This is a genomic window from Colwellia sp. BRX8-5 (assembly GCF_014077325.1).
In the GTDB taxonomy this organism is placed as follows: domain Bacteria; phylum Pseudomonadota; class Gammaproteobacteria; order Enterobacterales; family Alteromonadaceae; genus Colwellia_A.
Genome location: NZ_JACGVR010000007.1, coordinates 13,722 through 30,091, shown reverse-complemented (window position 1 = coordinate 30,091; position 16,370 = coordinate 13,722). Strand labels below are relative to the sequence as shown.

Below are 16,370 nucleotides of genomic sequence, written 5' to 3'. Positions count from 1 at the left end.
TTAATTAGAATTAACGAGAAATACATGTCAGATATAAGCACATTAAACATTATTCCAGGGCAATTAACCCTAGCGCAATTACGCAACGTCGTTAAATACGAAGGTATTCAATATAGCCTTGACGAGAGTGCCTTTGATGCGATTCATCAAAGTGCTGAAGCGGTTCAACAAGTTATCCGTGAAAACCGTGTCGTTTATGGTATTAATACCGGCTTTGGCTTATTAGCCAGCACACGCATAAAGACAGAAGAGCTAGAATTATTACAACGCTCTATCGTACTTTCTCACTCAGCGGGTTTTGGCGAATATATGGAAGATGCCACTGTACGCTTAATGATGGTGTTAAAAATCAATTCATTGTCACGTGGCTTTTCAGGTATACGTTTAAAAGTCATCCAAGCCTTAATCACTCTGCTTAATGCTGAAGTCTATCCTTGTGTACCCAAAAAAGGTTCAGTTGGCGCATCTGGCGATTTAGCGCCACTTTCACATATGGTTTTACCTTTACTAGGTGAAGGTGAAATGTCGCATGACGGTGAAGTCATTACCGCCCTTGAAGGTTTAAAAATTGCAGGTCTTGAACCGGTAACACTTGCCGCGAAAGAAGGTTTAGCGCTACTTAACGGTACACAAGCATCTACGGCTTTTTCTTTGGAAGGTTTATTTCACGCTGAAGATTTATTTGCTGCTGCTGTGGTTATTGGCTCAATGTCTGTTGAAGCCGCATTAGGTTCACGTGCCCCTTTTGACGATCGCGTTCACCAAGTACGTGGGCAAATAGGCCAAATAGATGCAGCAACCGCTTACCGTTATGTTTTAGATACAAACTCTGAAATTGGTGGCTCTCATGTTGATTGTGAAAAAGTACAAGACCCTTATTCATTACGTTGTCAGCCACAAGTGATGGGGGCATGTTTAACACAAATTCGTCAGGCTGCTGAAGTGCTTCATATCGAAGCCAATGGAGTAACGGATAATCCACTGGTTTTTGCAAATGAAGGTGATTTTATCTCGGCAGGTAATTTCCACGCTGAACCTGTCGCTATGGCTGCTGATAATTTAGCCCTCGCCATTGCCGAAATAGGTTCGTTGTCTGAACGTAGAATGGCACTATTGATTGATGCAAACTTAAGTAAACTCCCTCCATTTCTTGTAGATAACGGCGGTGTTAACTCAGGTTTTATGATAGCTCAGGTGACCTCAGCAGCTTTAGCATCAGAAAATAAATCGTTAGCTCACCCTGCTTCGGTTGACAGTTTACCAACATCGGCTAACCAAGAAGATCATGTATCGATGGCTTGCTTTGCTGGTCGTCGTTTAGCTGATATGGCAGAAAATACCAATGGTGTCTTGGCCGTAGAGTATTTAGCCGCCGCGCAAGGTTTAGACTTTAGAGCTCCTCTTAAAGGTGCTGAAAAAGTTGAATTAGCCAAAGCTATTTTACGTCAAGAAGTAAGCTTTTATGATAAAGATAGATACTTTGCACCCGATATTGCAGAAGCCTCAGATATTATTGCTGATGGTGAATTAAATCAATTAATACCTGCTGGTATACTACCAAGCTTCTAGTATTTAATAAAAATATTAAATAATAAAGCCCGTTAATGAAAGTTAATGGGCTTTATATGTTCAGGATGAACGGTATGCTGTGATCACATGGATGTGAAAGAACAGCAATGTTCAGGATGAACGGTATGCTGTGATCACATGGATGTGAAAGAACAGCAATGTTCAGGATGAACGGTATGCTGTGATCACATGGATGTAAAAAGTAAAGCAACGTATATTTCTGCTAGGTACGCGCATTCACCTTATTAATACTTTCCTGTATATCAATTTTTGAAACAATAATATCAGAGCCAGACTAACTTAAGGGAGTTACCTAATAACCTAGACTTAACTAGGAAATATAATTTAACAACAAACTTGACATAATATGTCGTACTTGCTAACTTTATTTTTACAGAAGTGATCATAAATTTTACCTCTTCATAATAATATAACAACAGTATCTATATTTTTTTAACCTGTTAATCTATTAAAGCATTAATGACAAGGAGTTAGCGGTGGAGTACATACTTTTATTTGAAACGTGGATTGTTCTAGCCATATTATTTGCTTGCGCAGAAATTTTTGTTCCCGGTGGTATCCTCTTAAATTTAGGTATTGCCTCATTATTAGTCGCTATTGGTGTACAACAACAATTACTCGATACTTGGACTCTGACTTTAACGACTTGGTTTATTCTTGCTTCATTTCTACTATTTGTACTTTATTTTGTCACTGAGCGGTTTTTCAGTGGTGAATATACCGTTGAAAATATTTATGAAGAACTAGACATTTATGGCAAAGAAGTAACGGTTATAGAAAAAATTGGACCAGGGACTCATGCTGGTCGTGTAGAATTTCAAGGCACTACTTGGACCGCGCTGAGCGACGGTTCAGAGTTACCCAAAGGTAGTCACGCCACTATTGTTTGTAAAGAAAATATCTCTCTGGTTGTTGAACCGATAAAGTAACAACAACAAAACTATCATTCTAACTAAAAATATGGGAGCAACCTATGCTAGCCACACTCACCTTTGTCTTTCTTGGATTACTGTTTATTGTTGTCAAACTGGTCCTTATTGTGCCAATGAAAGAAGTTTGCATTATCGAACGTTTAGGTAAATTTCGCGCAATAATGCAACCTGGATTACATTTTCTTATTCCTTTTATTGACCGTGTCGCTTACCGTCATGAAACAAGAGAACAAGTCTTAGACATCCCTTCTCAAAGCTGTATATCTCGCGATAATATTCAAATTGAAGTCGACGGCTTAGTTTATATTCAAGTTATGGACGGTGCCAAAGCCAGCTATGGTATAGAAGATTACCGCCGAGCTTGTGTAAATTTAGCGCAAACCACTATGCGAAGTGAAATTGGTAAGCTAAAACTCGGACAAACGTTTTCAGAACGAGACACCCTTAACGAAACGATTGTCCGTGAAATAGACAAAGCATCAGATCCTTGGGGCATCAAAATGTTGCGTTACGAAGTTAGAAATATCACCCCTTCTGCTAATGTCATTCATACCCTTGAAAAACAGATGGAAGCCGAGCGAAAAAAACGTGCTGAAATTACTTTAGCTGAAGCTGACAAAGAATCGACAATAAATTTATCAGAAGGTGAGCGCCAAGAAGCCATTAATATTTCAGAGGGTGATAAACAACGACAAATTAATGAAGCACATGGTTTTGCAAAAGAAATTGAAATACTAACGCAAGCCACCGCAGAGGGCATGAACATGATTGCCAAAGCGTCAATGACTCCGGGTGGCGACAAAGCGATAAAAATGCGTTTACTAGAGCAATTCATTAAACAAACTGGGTCTATTTTAAAAACTGCAGATGTCTCAATTATGCCCGCTGAAATGGCGAAATTAGAAGGCTTTTTCGAAGGCATGGACAAAGTAACGCAAACCGTTCAAGGAGCAAAATAATGATCCAGCAAACTATAAGTAATATGGGTGGCAGTAACCTTGATATCGTGGTGCTGGCTATCTGGGGCGCTATATTTCTCTTTCTAGCCTACAAATTCGTACAAGCTATTTGCTTAGTACCAACAAAGTCTGCCTATGTCGTTGAACGTTTAGGCAAGTACCGCTGTACCTTAGAAGCAGGCTTTCATCTTTTATTGCCATTTATTGACCGTGTGGCTTTTATTCAAGATTTAAAAGAAGAAACAATCGACGTACCACCACAAGAATGTTTTTCAAAAGACGAAGTAAATGTTGAAGTTGATGGCGTTATTTACATCGAAGTCATTGATTCATTAAAAGCAAGCTACGGTATCACTGACTATCGTTTTGCCGCGATGCAATTAGCACAAACCACCACGCGTTCTGTTATTGGTACCTTAGACTTGGACAGAACTTTTGAAGAGCGTGATGTTATCAGTGCTAAAGTGGTAGAAGTATTAGATAAAGCAGGCGAAAGTTGGGGAATACGTGTTCATCGCTATGAGATAAAAAATATAACGCCACCTGATACCGTTAAAAATGCCATGGAGTTAGAAGTTAATGCGGAACGTGAACGCCGGGCAATTCTAGCAAAAAGTTTAGGAGATAAGGCGAGTCGAATTAACCGTTCAGAAGGCTTAATGACTGAAATGATCAATATTTCAGAAGGTGAAAAACAACGTCGTATAAATTCTGCAGAAGGTAAAGCGGCACAAATAATTGCTATTGCGCAGGCAACGGGGGATTCAATCACTAAAATAGCGATTGCCATTGAGCAACCGGGTGGGCAACAAGCACTTGATTTACAATTAACCGAGCAGTACCTTCAGCAAATGCAAGGCTTAAGCCAGGCAAACAGAAAAGTTATTTTACCGGCAAACTTGCTTGATTTTAACCAGTGGTTAGCCGTATCAGGTATTAAATAACAGCTAAGCTTAAAAATAGTAGAATAAATAAAGCACGTAGTTGACTCGCTTTTTAACTACGTGCTTTGATAGATGAATGGCATTATGTTACTCACTTGAAAATAAAAAAAAGCCAATGAGTAACACCATAACCACTGAGCCCACCACAAAAACATTATTACCCATCGTGAGTTTTTTTTCCGCTAAACCTATTCGTATTTTAGTGATGGCAATATAAATAATGGCCGCAATTAAAGCAGTAATAAAATGAGTAAGTAAGGTGTTCAGTTCGCTATTTTGTTGCCACAAAAACACAACGCCTCGTTTGTTAACAAAAAATAAGTTTAATAACGAAATATGCAACCATAGAACAAAAAACAACTGAGTGGCTTTGTTGGTTAACCAAGCTTTAAGCATCTTATAACCCTGCAACCGATTTATATAACCAAACAATTAAATCATCATGAGTAAATTGATAAGTAAAACTATTACGCAGTTTTTCATCATTAATACGTTTACCAAAACGCATTGATGTTTCAAACGAGAACTCTGGCAGCGGCAAATTTAAAGCTTCAGCAGCCGCATGGTAATAATGTTGTTTAGACGTTTCCGTAGCGCTGACCACGTTATAAATACCCCTAATGTTTTCATCTTTAATTATCTCCATTAAAACACCAACCGCATCGTCCTGATGGATTAGATTGATAAAGGCTTGTGGGTCAGAAAGTAATTTTCTTCCTTGCAAAAACCTACCGGGGTGGCGCTCAGGCCCAACTAATCCGGCCAAGCGCAATATAACTGTTTCGCCTGAAAAGGCCTCTGCTGCTTTTTCGGCGCGAATAAGAGTAGCCACTTTATCAGCGTTCATATCTAGCACTGATTGTTCATCAACTAAACCTGACAAACCATTATAGACAGCAGTACTACTTAACAAGACAATTTTTTTTACACGCCCTAGTTCAGCCATTTCAATTAACTGCGCAACTTTTTCAGGGTAATCGCTTCGCCCTTGGCGGATCTGTGGTGTTATAGAAATAATAAGCGTATCGTGACCAAAAACACTTAACACTGTTGATTTAGGATCTTCAACAGGTAAAATCAAAAGCTCTGTATCTATTTGCTCTTTAGCTAGTCTTTGCTTTTTCTCTTCACTTTGTACCGTTACAGTGACGCGATATTCTTCTCTCAACAATTGCTTTGCTAAAGCGTGGCCAAGCCAACCACAACCTATAATCGCAACATTTTTTACCATCGTATTCCCTTAATTTATTAACGATTCTTTTGATGATATTCTTTAATTTTACTGACAACGTCTGTTGAAATAATATTAGGAACTGGTATAGAAAGATTATACTGTAATATTTTCCAACCATCAGACGTCAACTTAAGCACGCCAGATCCCCGACATTCGCCATAGTGACTATTGTCGAGTAACTCGTCAAAAAACGCCAATTGTTCGCTATTATTTGCTGATGCAATAAGCGTAATATTTCTTTGACGAGATTTATAGCGCCAACCTTGTCCTTGACTGAAATAAGGAGTAACAAACTCAGTAAATTGTTTTTTTGTCCAGCGCTCTTGACCATCAGTGCCTAAAAATACGGCTTGCTCATCAAGTAAATCAAGATAAATTTTTTGGTCAGCATCGCCAGCAGCTTGATGAAAAGTATCTAGCACTTTATCTATGTCACTGTTTGCAAATACACTGGCGTTAAAAAGACAGAGGCCTATAAGACAAACTATAATTTTTATCATGGTATCAAATCCTAAATTTGGCTCATTTTGGTAGAACAAAATATAAGCCATTAAAAGTTGCGGCTACCTTTTCTCCACTCATTACCTGAACTTCAACGCAGAGTTTTATTTTCTGCTTGGTCACTAAGTTATCAATATTGCCAGAGCTTAACGAGCGTCCTGTTTTTGCAAAAGCTATTCCTGCTATTGGGCTATGATATCTAATCTTGGCATCAGCTAACACTATATTGCCCATAAGATTTTTCTGTTCCATTAACAAATAAACCCAGCCCCATCCCGTTAATGTTGCTAATGTGTAGATACTGCCCGCAAACATAGTATTGTGTAAATTTTTATTAAAAAGCTCATCACAAGTCGTGACTAAATTTTGTTGATCATAATAACCAACCGTCACTTTCATCGCTTTGCTCATTGGTATAGTGCTATGCCAAGTATTTTGCAGTGCTGTTGATAGTTCATCACAATGAAAATCATCGCTTACAAGCGTTTTTTCCATATTGAAATGCTTAATTTTATTGAATAATAAGTGCGAAAAGCCAATGTTTTTATAAGATTGTTTTTCATAGAAGCTGATCGCTTGTTCTCGCGCTTTCAAAGAGAGCTTAGTGACACCTAAACGGCTCGCAAACTGTTCAAGGGCGAGTATTAACTGCTGCCCTAACCCTTTGCCCTGAAAATCATCAGCAACCGCCATATAACGAATTTGCCCTGCTAACAAGCTACAAAAGTGAAGACGGGCAACAGCGATAATATTACCTTTATCATCAAAAATCGCTCGATGAATCGCTTGTTTTTCCAAGTCATCTTTTTCACTTCCTTGTTTTTGTTGTGATGGTTTACGTAATATTGTCCAGCGTAAGTGGTAGTATTGGTCAAATTCTTGCTGGCTTATGGGTGCTCGACACTCAAACATTGGTTATGCTTACCTATAACAATTAAAAAGATTCGTTCGTATACGCTATTATGAAATTAGTTAAAAATATCCAACAGGGTCAATTAAGTTACTACACGCAAAATGATGACTCCATTTCGGTGAGTGAAAACCAACACTATCGTTGGTTAGCTTTTGATAATGTCGTACAAAGCATGATGCTAAAGCGCAAGCCCTCACAGCTCACATTTCCTCATCAAATCAGCTTATTATCACCTTTACTTTTTTTTCGCCCTAAAAAAGTTGTGGAATTTGGCTTAGGTGGTGGTAATTTAGCACGATTTTTATTGCATTATTTACCTGATTTAACCTTACACACCATTGAATATTCACAAGAAGTTATTGAATGTTTCGAACGCTTTTTTAATCCACAAGCTACCAAGGTTAATTTGCATCATTGCTCGGCACTAGATTGGCTTCATCACCATAAAAAAATGAAACCTGATTGGTTTATTTGTGATATTTACCATAAAAATCAGTCTATTAACGACTCATTGATTTTAACCAAAAATATCTTAAAAAAAGTGGACGAGCAAGCTGTTTTATCACTTAACTTGCCAAGCCCATCAAACGAAGAAATTAATTATTTTCTCGCCGAGTTAAAAGTACTCGCTCCAACTAAACAGCTAGTGTACTTTCATATTCCTCATTACTTAAATGTTATTATTCATTTACTGCCCTACGATATGTTAAGTCAAGCTGAAGAGAGCTTACTTGCTAACACCGTGCTACCCGCGAGAACATTTAAACGCTGGCGTAAATATTGGCGACATGGCATGCAATAGTTCATTGCGCTTAGCAAGTGAGTGTAAAGGTAACGGGACCATCATTCACTAGTGCTACTTTCATATCAGCACCAAACTCGCCCGTAGGCACGGCAAAACCATGACCACGCAATTGTAAACAGAAATAATTATATAGTGGGATGCTGACTTCTGGTTTAGCTGCAGAAGTAAAGCTTGGGCGCATACCTGAACGCGTATCGGCGGCTAGTGTAAATTGTGAAACAACTAAAATTTCTCCGTCAATATCGCTAACATTTAGGTTCATTTTTCCTACTTCGTCTTCAAAGATACGATAACCGGCAATCCGTTGCGCTAATCGTTTCGCTTTAGTTTCGTTGTCGTCAGGCTCAATGGCAAGTAACACTAAAATCCCTCGATCAATTTTCCCTATTACTTGTTGATTAACCGTAACGCTTGCTTGTGAAACTCTTTGAATAACTGCGATCATTTTATTGCTCGGCTAGAAAATTTGCCATAGTATCGCTCGCTCGACAAAATGCATCAATAGTTTGTCGCTCAAAACCACTATGTCCTGCACAAGGCAAAATTTGTAATTGCGCGTTATCCCAAAATTTAGTCAGTGAAAAAGCATTATTAAGCTGACAAACCATGTCGTAACGGCCATGAAGAATAATCGCAGGGATCGCGGTTAGTTTATCAATATTTTCTAAAATGTAATTCTCATTGATAAAACAATCTTGAGTAAAGTAATGACTTGATACCTTTGCCATGCATAGAGCTTGATGGGCGTCATCAACATGCGCCAGACCTATATGGTGATGCTCAAGGGTTGATAACCTTAATTCCCATAATGTCCAAGCTTTACTGGCCGAGATCACCGCGACCTCATTACTTGAATTGAGTACTTGGTGGTAACCTGACAGTGGAGAATGTTGTAGCTCGGCTGGTAAGTGTTCAACAAATTCTTGATAGTACTCTGGGAAAAAATTTTTTGCCCCCTTCTGACTGTAAAGCCATTGATATTCAGATCGAGTCCCGAGGAATACACCACGTAAGATAAAAGCTAAGATTTTATCTGAATGAGCGATACCATAGGTTAGTGCTAAAGTTGTTCCCCATGAGCCACCACAAATTAACCACTGTTCAATATTTAGGTGTTGACGAATAACTTCGATATCGTCAATTAAATGAACGGTGGTATTATCTAGTACGGACGGAGAGGGCTTTGAGCGCCCACAACCTCGCTGATCAAATAAAATAATACGATACAGTTCAGGATCAAAATAACGCCGATGGTTCTCGCTTGAACCGCTACCAGGACCACCATGAAGGTATAACACAGGTATTCCTGTTGGGTTACCCGACTGCTCGAGATATATTTGATGCTGCCCCCCAACAGGTAACAACTCTTCAGAATATGTTGCTATTTTAGGATATAAAGACCGTGACATGTATTTACTCTGTTTATTGAGACCATAAATAATATTATGGCGCAAAATATTAAAAACTGTCAGTTTCAAACAAGCCTTTATAAATTAACTTATCTGATGCTTATCTAAGTGTTCTCTTTGGTGATCTTCTGGTTTAAAATTTTCTAAGCTGACCGTAAACAATGCACCGAAAAGCACGACTAGCCAAGATAAATACACCCATAAAAAAAGAATCGGAATACCCGCTAGAGCACCGTAAATAGCTTCATAAGAAGGGAGTTGCGTGATATAAAAAGCAAAGCCTTTTTTTGCGACTTCAAATAAAAGTGCCGCTAATGTTGCACCAAACAAGGCATGTTTAAGCGGTACCACTTTATTAGGCACCACCATATATAAAATAAGGAATGCGCCAATCGAAGCAAAAATAGGCAAAGCTCTTAACGCTATATTGGTAAGGCCGAAAACGTCATAATTCCCTATCGATATCAAAGAAACAATATATGAAGTTGCCGCTATACTACTGCCCATTAAGACGGGTCCAAGAGTCAGTACCATCCAGTACATAGAAAAAGCGGTAACAATGCGTCTTTTGGTTGTGACCCGCCAAATTTTATTTAAGCTGGTGTCAATGGCAGAAATTAGCAATAGGGCAAATAAGAATAAAAAACTAATGGCGATAGCTGACATCTCTGAAGCATTCGTGACAAAACCGGTAATATGTTCTTTAACCACATCACCCGCAGCAGGCATAAAATTTTGATAAACAAAATTTTCAATAATTTCTTTAATATCAGTAAAGATAGGAAAAGCGGTCATAACTGACAACATGACTACAATCAAAGGCACCAGCGACATCAGGGTTACATAAGATAAGTAACCGGCAGTAATGTGTATTTGCTCTTTTAATATTCTATTTATAAAAAACAAACAAAAGTGCCAAATAGTCTGACTTTGCTGGTTGTTTTTAATGCTTTTAATCCAGTTCATTACAAATTAGTTATTATCTTATGGTGTACAATATATTATGATAATTGCTAAGCAAGTGATAGTGATAATAATCGTAATAAAATTTAACGTAGGAGTAATGATGTCTAATCAAGGTTCAGGTGGTAATGTTTTAGCGGCAATATGTAGTTTTTTTATTGCAGGTTTAGGTCAATTAGTTCAAGGGAGGATCCTCGCAGCAATCCTGTTTTTCCTGTTAACCTGGGTTAACTACACATTAGCAGCGACAGGAATCTTATTCTTTATGGCGGTTCCTGGTCTTATTTTTCATCTGTGGGCAGTCATCGATGCTGCTCGCTATAAAGGTAGGAACTAATGAATAAGATTACAATTAAGGTCTCGTTATTTTTTCTTTTACTGTCAATAGTCGGCTGTCAATCTGCTTACTATTCGGCCATGGAAAAAGTAGGTAAACATAAACGTGATATATTGATCGATCGTGTTGAAACTGCTACTGAGTCACAAGAGGAAGCAAAAGAAGAATTTAAAAATGCCTTAGAACAGTTCTCTGCATTAGTAAATTTTGATGGTGGTGAACTGCAACAACAATATGAAATAAGTAATGATCACTATCATACGAGTAAAGTTGCTGCTGAGGATGTAACTGCTCGTATTAATTCAATTGAAGCTGTCGCTGAAGCTTTGTTTAATGAATGGAATAGTGAATTAGAACAATTTACTAATCAATCATTAAAACGTCAAAGTCAATCGCGTTATAACGAAACACAAAATCGTTATACTTCAGTGATTGAATCAATGCGTAATGCGGAGAAGAGAATGCAACCTATTCTTGATGCGCTTAAAGATAATATGCTTTATTTAAAACATAATCTTAATGCGCGAGCTATCGGTGAGCTTAAAACAGAATATAAATTAATTGAACAAGATGTTGAACGCTTAATTAACGAAATGAACAATTCAATTAACAAATCACAAACATTCATAAAATCACTTAAGAACCCTTAGTACAAAAGGAGCACTTTTATGAGTGTCTGCTTAGTACTGGTGAGTGATAATAGATGGTAGCTTGTTTATGTTAAATGAGCCGCCATCAACTTAATGACAGAGACTTACTCTTTATTGGTAGGGTTTTATGTTGCTGAGATTATAAGTTATAACGTGTCATTACTTGATCTAGCGTGTGAAAAGGGGGGATTAGCAAAAACATCACTTCGATCTTGGTTTTGGTTAATAGCAGTAAGTAAGCTTGACAGCTCTCTTATTTGACTCGGACCCGCTCGGCCTTCTTCAAAAAGTTGACTTAATCGTTGTAACACTTTGAGTTGCTCTGGAGACATTTCGAAATTCCCTTTCTTAATAATATTCTTTAAAGATACCGCTTGGTCGTTATGAAGCCGTGGCATGTTGGTGGTAAATAGCGACTTGTACCGGCAAAACTATTTCCCTGCCATCATCGATGTACTCTTGATAAAGGACTTTTAACTCTCTGCGTTCGATAACGTTAGCTTTATCAGCAACAGCTTTTTCAAATAGATCATTTAAACGAGTTAATTTTCTCTGCTCCATAATAAGTTTGCTCCCTGCACCGTTACTTTCAAAGTTCACATGCAACTAATCGTATCACTAAAACTAATATTCACCAGTGAGGTGTAATGATTAGCGTCAACTCAACATTTAGACATAACTGACTCACTTAATTAATTTTCATTAAAAAACAATAGATTAAAACACAGTCATCCACTTTATTAACCGTGTATTGTGTTACTTCCTATATATTTTTAAGACATGTCTTACGCAATATTACGTTTAGGCTTACTCAAATTTACTGACAAAAAAACCAGCCGAAGCTGGTTTTTATCAATCGTCTAGATAAGAGGCTTATTTAGGACGAGTATCACGCTTACGTTCATTTTCTTTTAAAAGCTTTTTACGAATACGAATGCTCAGTGGTGTAACTTCAACTAGCTCATCGTTATCAATAAACTCAAGCGCTTGTTCAAGTGACATAACGATAGGCGGTGTTAACGTTTGTGCTTCATCAGTACCTGATGAACGAACGTTAGTTAACTGCTTACCTTTAAGAGCGTTTACTGTTAAATCGTTGTCGCGGCTATGAATACCAATAACTTGACCTTCATAAATATCAACACCGTGTCCGATCAACATACGACCACGTGATTGTAAGTTGAATATTGCATTCGTTAATGCTTTACCTGTTGCATTACCGATCATTACACCATTTTTACGCTGGCCAATATCGCCACCTTTATGAGGTCCGTATTCAAAAAATGTATGATAAATTAAGCCAGAACCTGACGTTAATGTCATGAATTCAGTTTGGAAACCGATCAAACCACGACTTGGCATGATGAAGTCCATACGAATACGACCCGTTCCATCAGGTGCCATATCTGTTAATTCAGCTTTACGAACACCCATTCTTTCCATGATAGGTCCTTGATGCTGCTCTTCAACATCAATAGTCACGTTTTCATAAGGTTCTTGTATTTGACCATCAATTTCACGAATAATAACTTCAGGACGTGATACCGCTAACTCAAAACCTTCGCGACGCATGTTTTCGATTAAAATGCCTAAGTGAAGCTCACCACGACCTGATACTTTAAATTTATCAGCATCAGGAAGTTGCTCAACACGTAAAGCAACGTTGTGAATTAATTCTTTGTCTAAACGGTCTTTGATGTTACGTGAAGTAACATACTTACCTTCTTTACCACAAAATGGTGAAGTGTTTACTTGGAAAGTCATATTGATAGTAGGTTCATCAACAGATAATGCTGGTAAGCCTTCAACTTCTGTAGGACAACAAACCGTATCTGATATTTTTAACTCGCCTAAACCAGTAATAGCAATAATATCGCCAGCAAAACCTTCTTCGATATCAAGTCTTTCTAGACCTAAGTAACCAAATACTTTACCAACTTTAGCGTTATGGATCTTGCCAGTTGCTAATTTAATCGTTACTTGTTGGTTTGGTTTAACAGAACCACGAGTAATACGGCCAACGCCAATTACACCTAAGTAAGAGCTGTAATCAAGTTGAGATATTTGCATTTGGAATGGACCATCTGGATCCGCTGTTGGTGCAGGCACTTCTTTAAGAATAGTATCAAATAAAGGAGTCATGTCTGTGCCGGTTACGCCTTCTTCAAGCGAAGCCCAACCATTGATTGCTGAAGCGTAAACAACTTTAAAGTCAAGCTGTTCATCTGTAGCGCCAAGGTTGTCAAACAATTCAAAAACTTGGTCCATAACCCAATCAGGACGAGAACCAGGCTTATCAACTTTATTAATAACAAGGATTGGCTTTAAACCTTGAGCAAACGCTTTTTTCGTTACGAAACGCGTTTGTGGCATAGGGCCTTCTTGTGCATCAACAATAAGTAAAACCGAATCTACCATTGACATAACACGCTCAACTTCACCACCGAAATCAGCATGGCCAGGAGTATCTACGATGTTTACACGGTAACCGTTCCAGTTAATAGCCGTATTTTTAGCTAAGATTGTGATACCACGTTCTTTTTCGATATCATTCGAATCCATCGTGCGCTCTTCAAGACCGCCGCGGGCATCAAGGGTACCTGATTGTTCTAATAATTTATCAACCAAAGTTGTTTTACCATGATCAACGTGGGCTATGATGGCAACATTACGTAATTTATCTAACACGGGTTTTACTCACTTCTTGCAAGACTTTTTCATCAAAAGAATATAGGGCTATAATTGGGCGCGAATTATACAGCAACGAAGTCAACAAAGACAGCAACAAATATTTCAGCTCCTATTAAATTCTCCATACACGAATCGTAATGCCCTGTTATACTCTTAAGCACCAACAACCAGCAGGCGCACCAATTTAGCGCAGCTCACGCACAGTAGTGGTGCAAGTAGGCTTTAGTAAATAAGTTAACACCTTATATATAAAGGCTTTATCTATTGGCATGAATTTCGCTTTATGCCCATCATGCGAAATGCAAACGTATTTTATTTTAATGACACTGGAGACTTTACATGTCACAAGCCGTATTAGATTTAATCAAAGACAACGATGTTAAATTTGTAGACCTACGTTTTACTGATTCAAAAGGTAAAGAGCAACACGTTTCAATTCCTTATCACCAAGTAAATGAAGACTTTTTTGAAGACGGTAAAATGTTCGATGGTTCTTCTATTGAAGGTTGGAAAGGTATTAATGAATCTGACATGGTAATGATGCCTGATGCTGATTCAGCGGTATTAGATCCTTTTACAGATGCAGTAACATTAAATATTCGTTGTGATATTTTAGAACCAAGTACAATGCAAGGTTACAGCCGTGATCCTCGTTCAGTTGCTAAACGCGCTGAAGAGTACTTACGTAGCACAGGTATCGCTGATACTGTATTAATTGGTCCTGAGCCAGAATTCTTCTTATTTGATGATGTACGCTTTAGTACTGATATGAGTGGTTCTTTCTATAAAATTGATGATAAAGAAGCCGCTTGGAATTCAGGTACTGAATACGAAGAAGGCAATATGGGTCACCGTCCAGGCGTTAAAGGCGGTTACTTCCCAACATCTCCTGTAGATTCATCACAAGATATTCGTTCAGCCATGTGTTTAGTTATGGAAGAAATGGGCTTAGTTGTTGAAGCGCATCACCATGAAGTAGCAACGGCTGGTCAAAACGAAATTGCATGTCGCTTCAATACCTTAGTTAAAAAAGCTGATGAAGTTCAAATATACAAGTATGTTGTTCATAACGTTGCTCACGCTTACGGTAAAACAGCGACTTTCATGCCTAAGCCATTAGTTGGCGACAACGGCTCTGGTATGCATGTTCATCAATCACTTGCTAAAGACGGTGTTAACTTATTCGCTGGTGATAAATACGGCGGCTTATCTGAAATGGCGCTTTATTATATTGGCGGTATTATTAAGCATGCTAAAGCATTGAATGCTTTTACTAACCCAGCTACTAACTCTTACAAACGTTTAGTTCCACATTTTGAAGCGCCGGTAATGCTTGCATATTCTGCACGTAACCGCTCTGCATCAATTCGTATACCGATTGTTCCATCACCAAAAGCAATGCGTATTGAAGCTCGCTTCCCTGATCCAGCAGCAAACCCATATTTAGCTTTTACTGCTTTATTAATGGCTGGTCTTGATGGTATTAAAAACAAAATTCATCCTGGTGATGCGATGGATAAAGATTTATACGATTTACCAGCAGAAGAAGCTGCAGCTATTCCACAAGTAGCAACATCACTTGAAGATGCTTTACAAAGCTTAGAAGCTGATTATGAGTTCTTAATCGCTGGTGGTGTTATGGATAAAGATATGATTGATGCATACATTGCTATTAAACGTGCTGAATCACAACGCGTAAACATGACAACTCATCCATTAGAGTTTGAATTATATTACAGCGTATAATCTCGACTATATGATTAAATGAAAAAAAAGCTCACTTCGGTGAGCTTTTTTGTGGCAAATAGACGATTAATTATATAAGTTTAAGGTAAGTATCTTAAGTTGAGCTAAATTTTTGCGTTATTCTTTATTGTTATTAACTTTAATTATCACATTACTTAGTTGTAATACCTTTGCGACGGCAACCAAAATTTATGTTTGGAGAAGTGATGATGGTATCTTAGTTTTTTCTGACAGCCCTCAAACTGGTGCGGAAGAAGTTGAAATAAGAGAACCCAATACTGCCTCTTCTGTTGATACCTCAATGCTAGATTTAACACCAAAAATTATCAAAGATGATTACCAAGTTGAAATCAACCAACCTAAACAAAATGCCACGGTTAGAGACAACACTGGCTCTGTTTACATAGCAGGTAGTATCAAACCTATCTTTAAACAAGGCTTAGCTATTCAACTTTTTTTAGATGGTAAACCCCATCAACCTCCGCAATCTCACTCGATGTTTGTGCTACGAAATATAGATCGAGGCGAACATATCATAAAAATGCAATTACTTAATGAAAAAGGCAAGATAATTGCATCGTCAAAACCTATAACCTTTTATATGCATAGAGCATCGGTTAATAACGCAAATTAAGTAGCATTTGCTGCAACTTGCACCAAATGTAACTACATTACTATTTTGTCGCACTACATCAG

Annotated in this window: 19 protein-coding genes; 9 read left to right on the top strand and 10 right to left on the bottom strand. The window is 38.0% G+C overall.

Features of this window, described 5'->3' with window-relative positions:
- Positions 1–24: 24 nt before the first annotated feature.
- From hutH to H4J62_RS06910, 4 genes are all read left to right on the top strand, one after another.
- Entirely contained in the window at positions 25–1,569 is a 1,545-nt protein-coding gene (gene hutH / locus H4J62_RS06925; protein WP_182214769.1) for a histidine ammonia-lyase, read from the top strand.
- 497 nt (positions 1,570–2,066) lie between these two features.
- Positions 2,067–2,519: an NfeD family protein gene (locus tag H4J62_RS06920; RefSeq protein WP_182214770.1), complete on the top strand. Its 453-nt coding sequence runs from the start codon at positions 2,067–2,069 to the stop codon at positions 2,517–2,519.
- 44 nt (positions 2,520–2,563) lie between these two features.
- Positions 2,564–3,481: a slipin family protein gene (locus H4J62_RS06915; protein ID WP_070375014.1), complete on the top strand. Its 918-nt coding sequence runs from the start codon at positions 2,564–2,566 to the stop codon at positions 3,479–3,481.
- Positions 3,481–4,425 carry an SPFH domain-containing protein gene (locus tag H4J62_RS06910; protein ID WP_259364904.1) on the top strand — a complete coding sequence of 315 codons (945 nt, stop codon included), beginning with the start codon at positions 3,481–3,483 and terminating at the stop codon, positions 4,423–4,425. Before H4J62_RS06915 ends, H4J62_RS06910 begins: the two co-directional genes overlap by 1 nt.
- Positions 4,426–4,512: 87 nt before the next feature.
- Here the strand turns inward: H4J62_RS06910 and H4J62_RS06905 are convergent, their stop codons facing one another.
- From H4J62_RS06905 to H4J62_RS06890, 4 genes are read right to left on the bottom strand one after another with little or no spacing between them, the layout of a single operon-like run.
- Positions 4,513–4,821: a hypothetical protein gene (locus H4J62_RS06905; RefSeq protein ID WP_182214772.1), complete on the bottom strand. Its 309-nt coding sequence runs from the start codon at positions 4,819–4,821 to the stop codon at positions 4,513–4,515.
- 1 nt (position 4,822) lies between these two features.
- The gene (locus tag H4J62_RS06900) at positions 4,823–5,656 is read right to left on the bottom strand and encodes an SDR family oxidoreductase (protein ID WP_182214773.1); all 834 of its coding nucleotides are present in this window, start codon (positions 5,654–5,656) and stop codon (positions 4,823–4,825) included.
- A gap of 17 nt (positions 5,657–5,673) precedes the next feature.
- Positions 5,674–6,159 carry a nuclear transport factor 2 family protein gene (locus H4J62_RS06895; protein ID WP_182214775.1) on the bottom strand — a complete coding sequence of 162 codons (486 nt, stop codon included), beginning with the start codon at positions 6,157–6,159 and terminating at the stop codon, positions 5,674–5,676.
- Positions 6,160–6,181: 22 nt separating this feature from the next.
- Positions 6,182–7,072 (bottom strand): bifunctional GNAT family N-acetyltransferase/hotdog fold thioesterase, encoded by an 891-nt coding sequence (locus tag H4J62_RS06890; protein WP_182214777.1) that lies wholly within the window; start codon positions 7,070–7,072, stop codon positions 6,182–6,184.
- Between the two features lie 50 nt (positions 7,073–7,122).
- Here H4J62_RS06890 and H4J62_RS06885 point away from each other — a divergent pair, with 50 nt between their 5' ends.
- Entirely contained in the window at positions 7,123–7,875 is a 753-nt protein-coding gene (locus tag H4J62_RS06885) for a spermidine synthase (protein WP_182214779.1), read from the top strand.
- A 10-nt stretch (positions 7,876–7,885) separates the two neighbouring features.
- Here H4J62_RS06885 and dtd read toward each other — a convergent pair whose 3' ends face one another.
- From dtd to H4J62_RS06870, 3 genes are all read right to left on the bottom strand, one after another.
- Entirely contained in the window at positions 7,886–8,323 is a 438-nt protein-coding gene (gene dtd / locus H4J62_RS06880; RefSeq protein WP_182176497.1) for a D-aminoacyl-tRNA deacylase, read from the bottom strand.
- Between the two features lies 1 nt (position 8,324).
- Complete coding sequence (gene pip / locus H4J62_RS06875; RefSeq protein WP_182214780.1) at positions 8,325–9,287, bottom strand: prolyl aminopeptidase; 963 nt, start codon at positions 9,285–9,287, stop codon at positions 8,325–8,327.
- Positions 9,288–9,371: 84 nt separating this feature from the next.
- Positions 9,372–10,253 carry a virulence factor BrkB family protein gene (locus H4J62_RS06870; protein WP_182214782.1) on the bottom strand — a complete coding sequence of 294 codons (882 nt, stop codon included), beginning with the start codon at positions 10,251–10,253 and terminating at the stop codon, positions 9,372–9,374.
- Positions 10,254–10,353: 100 nt separating this feature from the next.
- On the opposite strand from H4J62_RS06870, the gene H4J62_RS06865 reads away from it, so the two are divergent.
- Together H4J62_RS06865 and H4J62_RS06860 are read left to right on the top strand one after the other, a co-directional pair.
- Entirely contained in the window at positions 10,354–10,587 is a 234-nt protein-coding gene (locus tag H4J62_RS06865) for a hypothetical protein (protein WP_070377078.1), read from the top strand.
- Positions 10,587–11,237, top strand: coding sequence for a DUF2959 domain-containing protein (locus H4J62_RS06860; protein WP_070375023.1), 651 nt, complete (start codon positions 10,587–10,589; stop codon positions 11,235–11,237). The genes H4J62_RS06865 and H4J62_RS06860 overlap by 1 nt, the downstream gene beginning before the upstream one ends.
- Before the next feature lie 146 nt (positions 11,238–11,383).
- On the opposite strand, the gene H4J62_RS06855 is transcribed toward H4J62_RS06860, so the two are convergent.
- The 3 genes from H4J62_RS06855 to typA all read right to left on the bottom strand — a co-directional run bounded on the left by H4J62_RS06855 (position 11,384) and on the right by typA (position 13,925).
- On the bottom strand, positions 11,384–11,569 hold the full coding sequence (locus H4J62_RS06855) for a hypothetical protein (protein WP_070375024.1): 186 nt from the start codon (positions 11,567–11,569) through the stop codon (positions 11,384–11,386).
- A gap of 49 nt (positions 11,570–11,618) precedes the next feature.
- Complete coding sequence (locus H4J62_RS06850) at positions 11,619–11,798, bottom strand: hypothetical protein (protein ID WP_182214783.1); 180 nt, start codon at positions 11,796–11,798, stop codon at positions 11,619–11,621.
- 312 nt (positions 11,799–12,110) lie between these two features.
- Positions 12,111–13,925: a translational GTPase TypA gene (gene typA / locus H4J62_RS06845; protein ID WP_070375026.1), complete on the bottom strand. Its 1,815-nt coding sequence runs from the start codon at positions 13,923–13,925 to the stop codon at positions 12,111–12,113.
- 342 nt (positions 13,926–14,267) lie between these two features.
- Between typA and glnA the strand changes: the two genes are divergently transcribed.
- Together glnA and H4J62_RS06835 are read left to right on the top strand one after the other, a co-directional pair.
- Positions 14,268–15,674 (top strand): glutamate--ammonia ligase, encoded by a 1,407-nt coding sequence (glnA, locus tag H4J62_RS06840; protein WP_070375027.1) that lies wholly within the window; start codon positions 14,268–14,270, stop codon positions 15,672–15,674.
- 112 nt (positions 15,675–15,786) lie between these two features.
- Positions 15,787–16,308, top strand: a complete 522-nt coding sequence (locus H4J62_RS06835; protein WP_182214785.1) for a DUF4124 domain-containing protein — start codon at positions 15,787–15,789, stop codon at positions 16,306–16,308.
- Positions 16,309–16,370 lie beyond the last annotated feature (62 nt).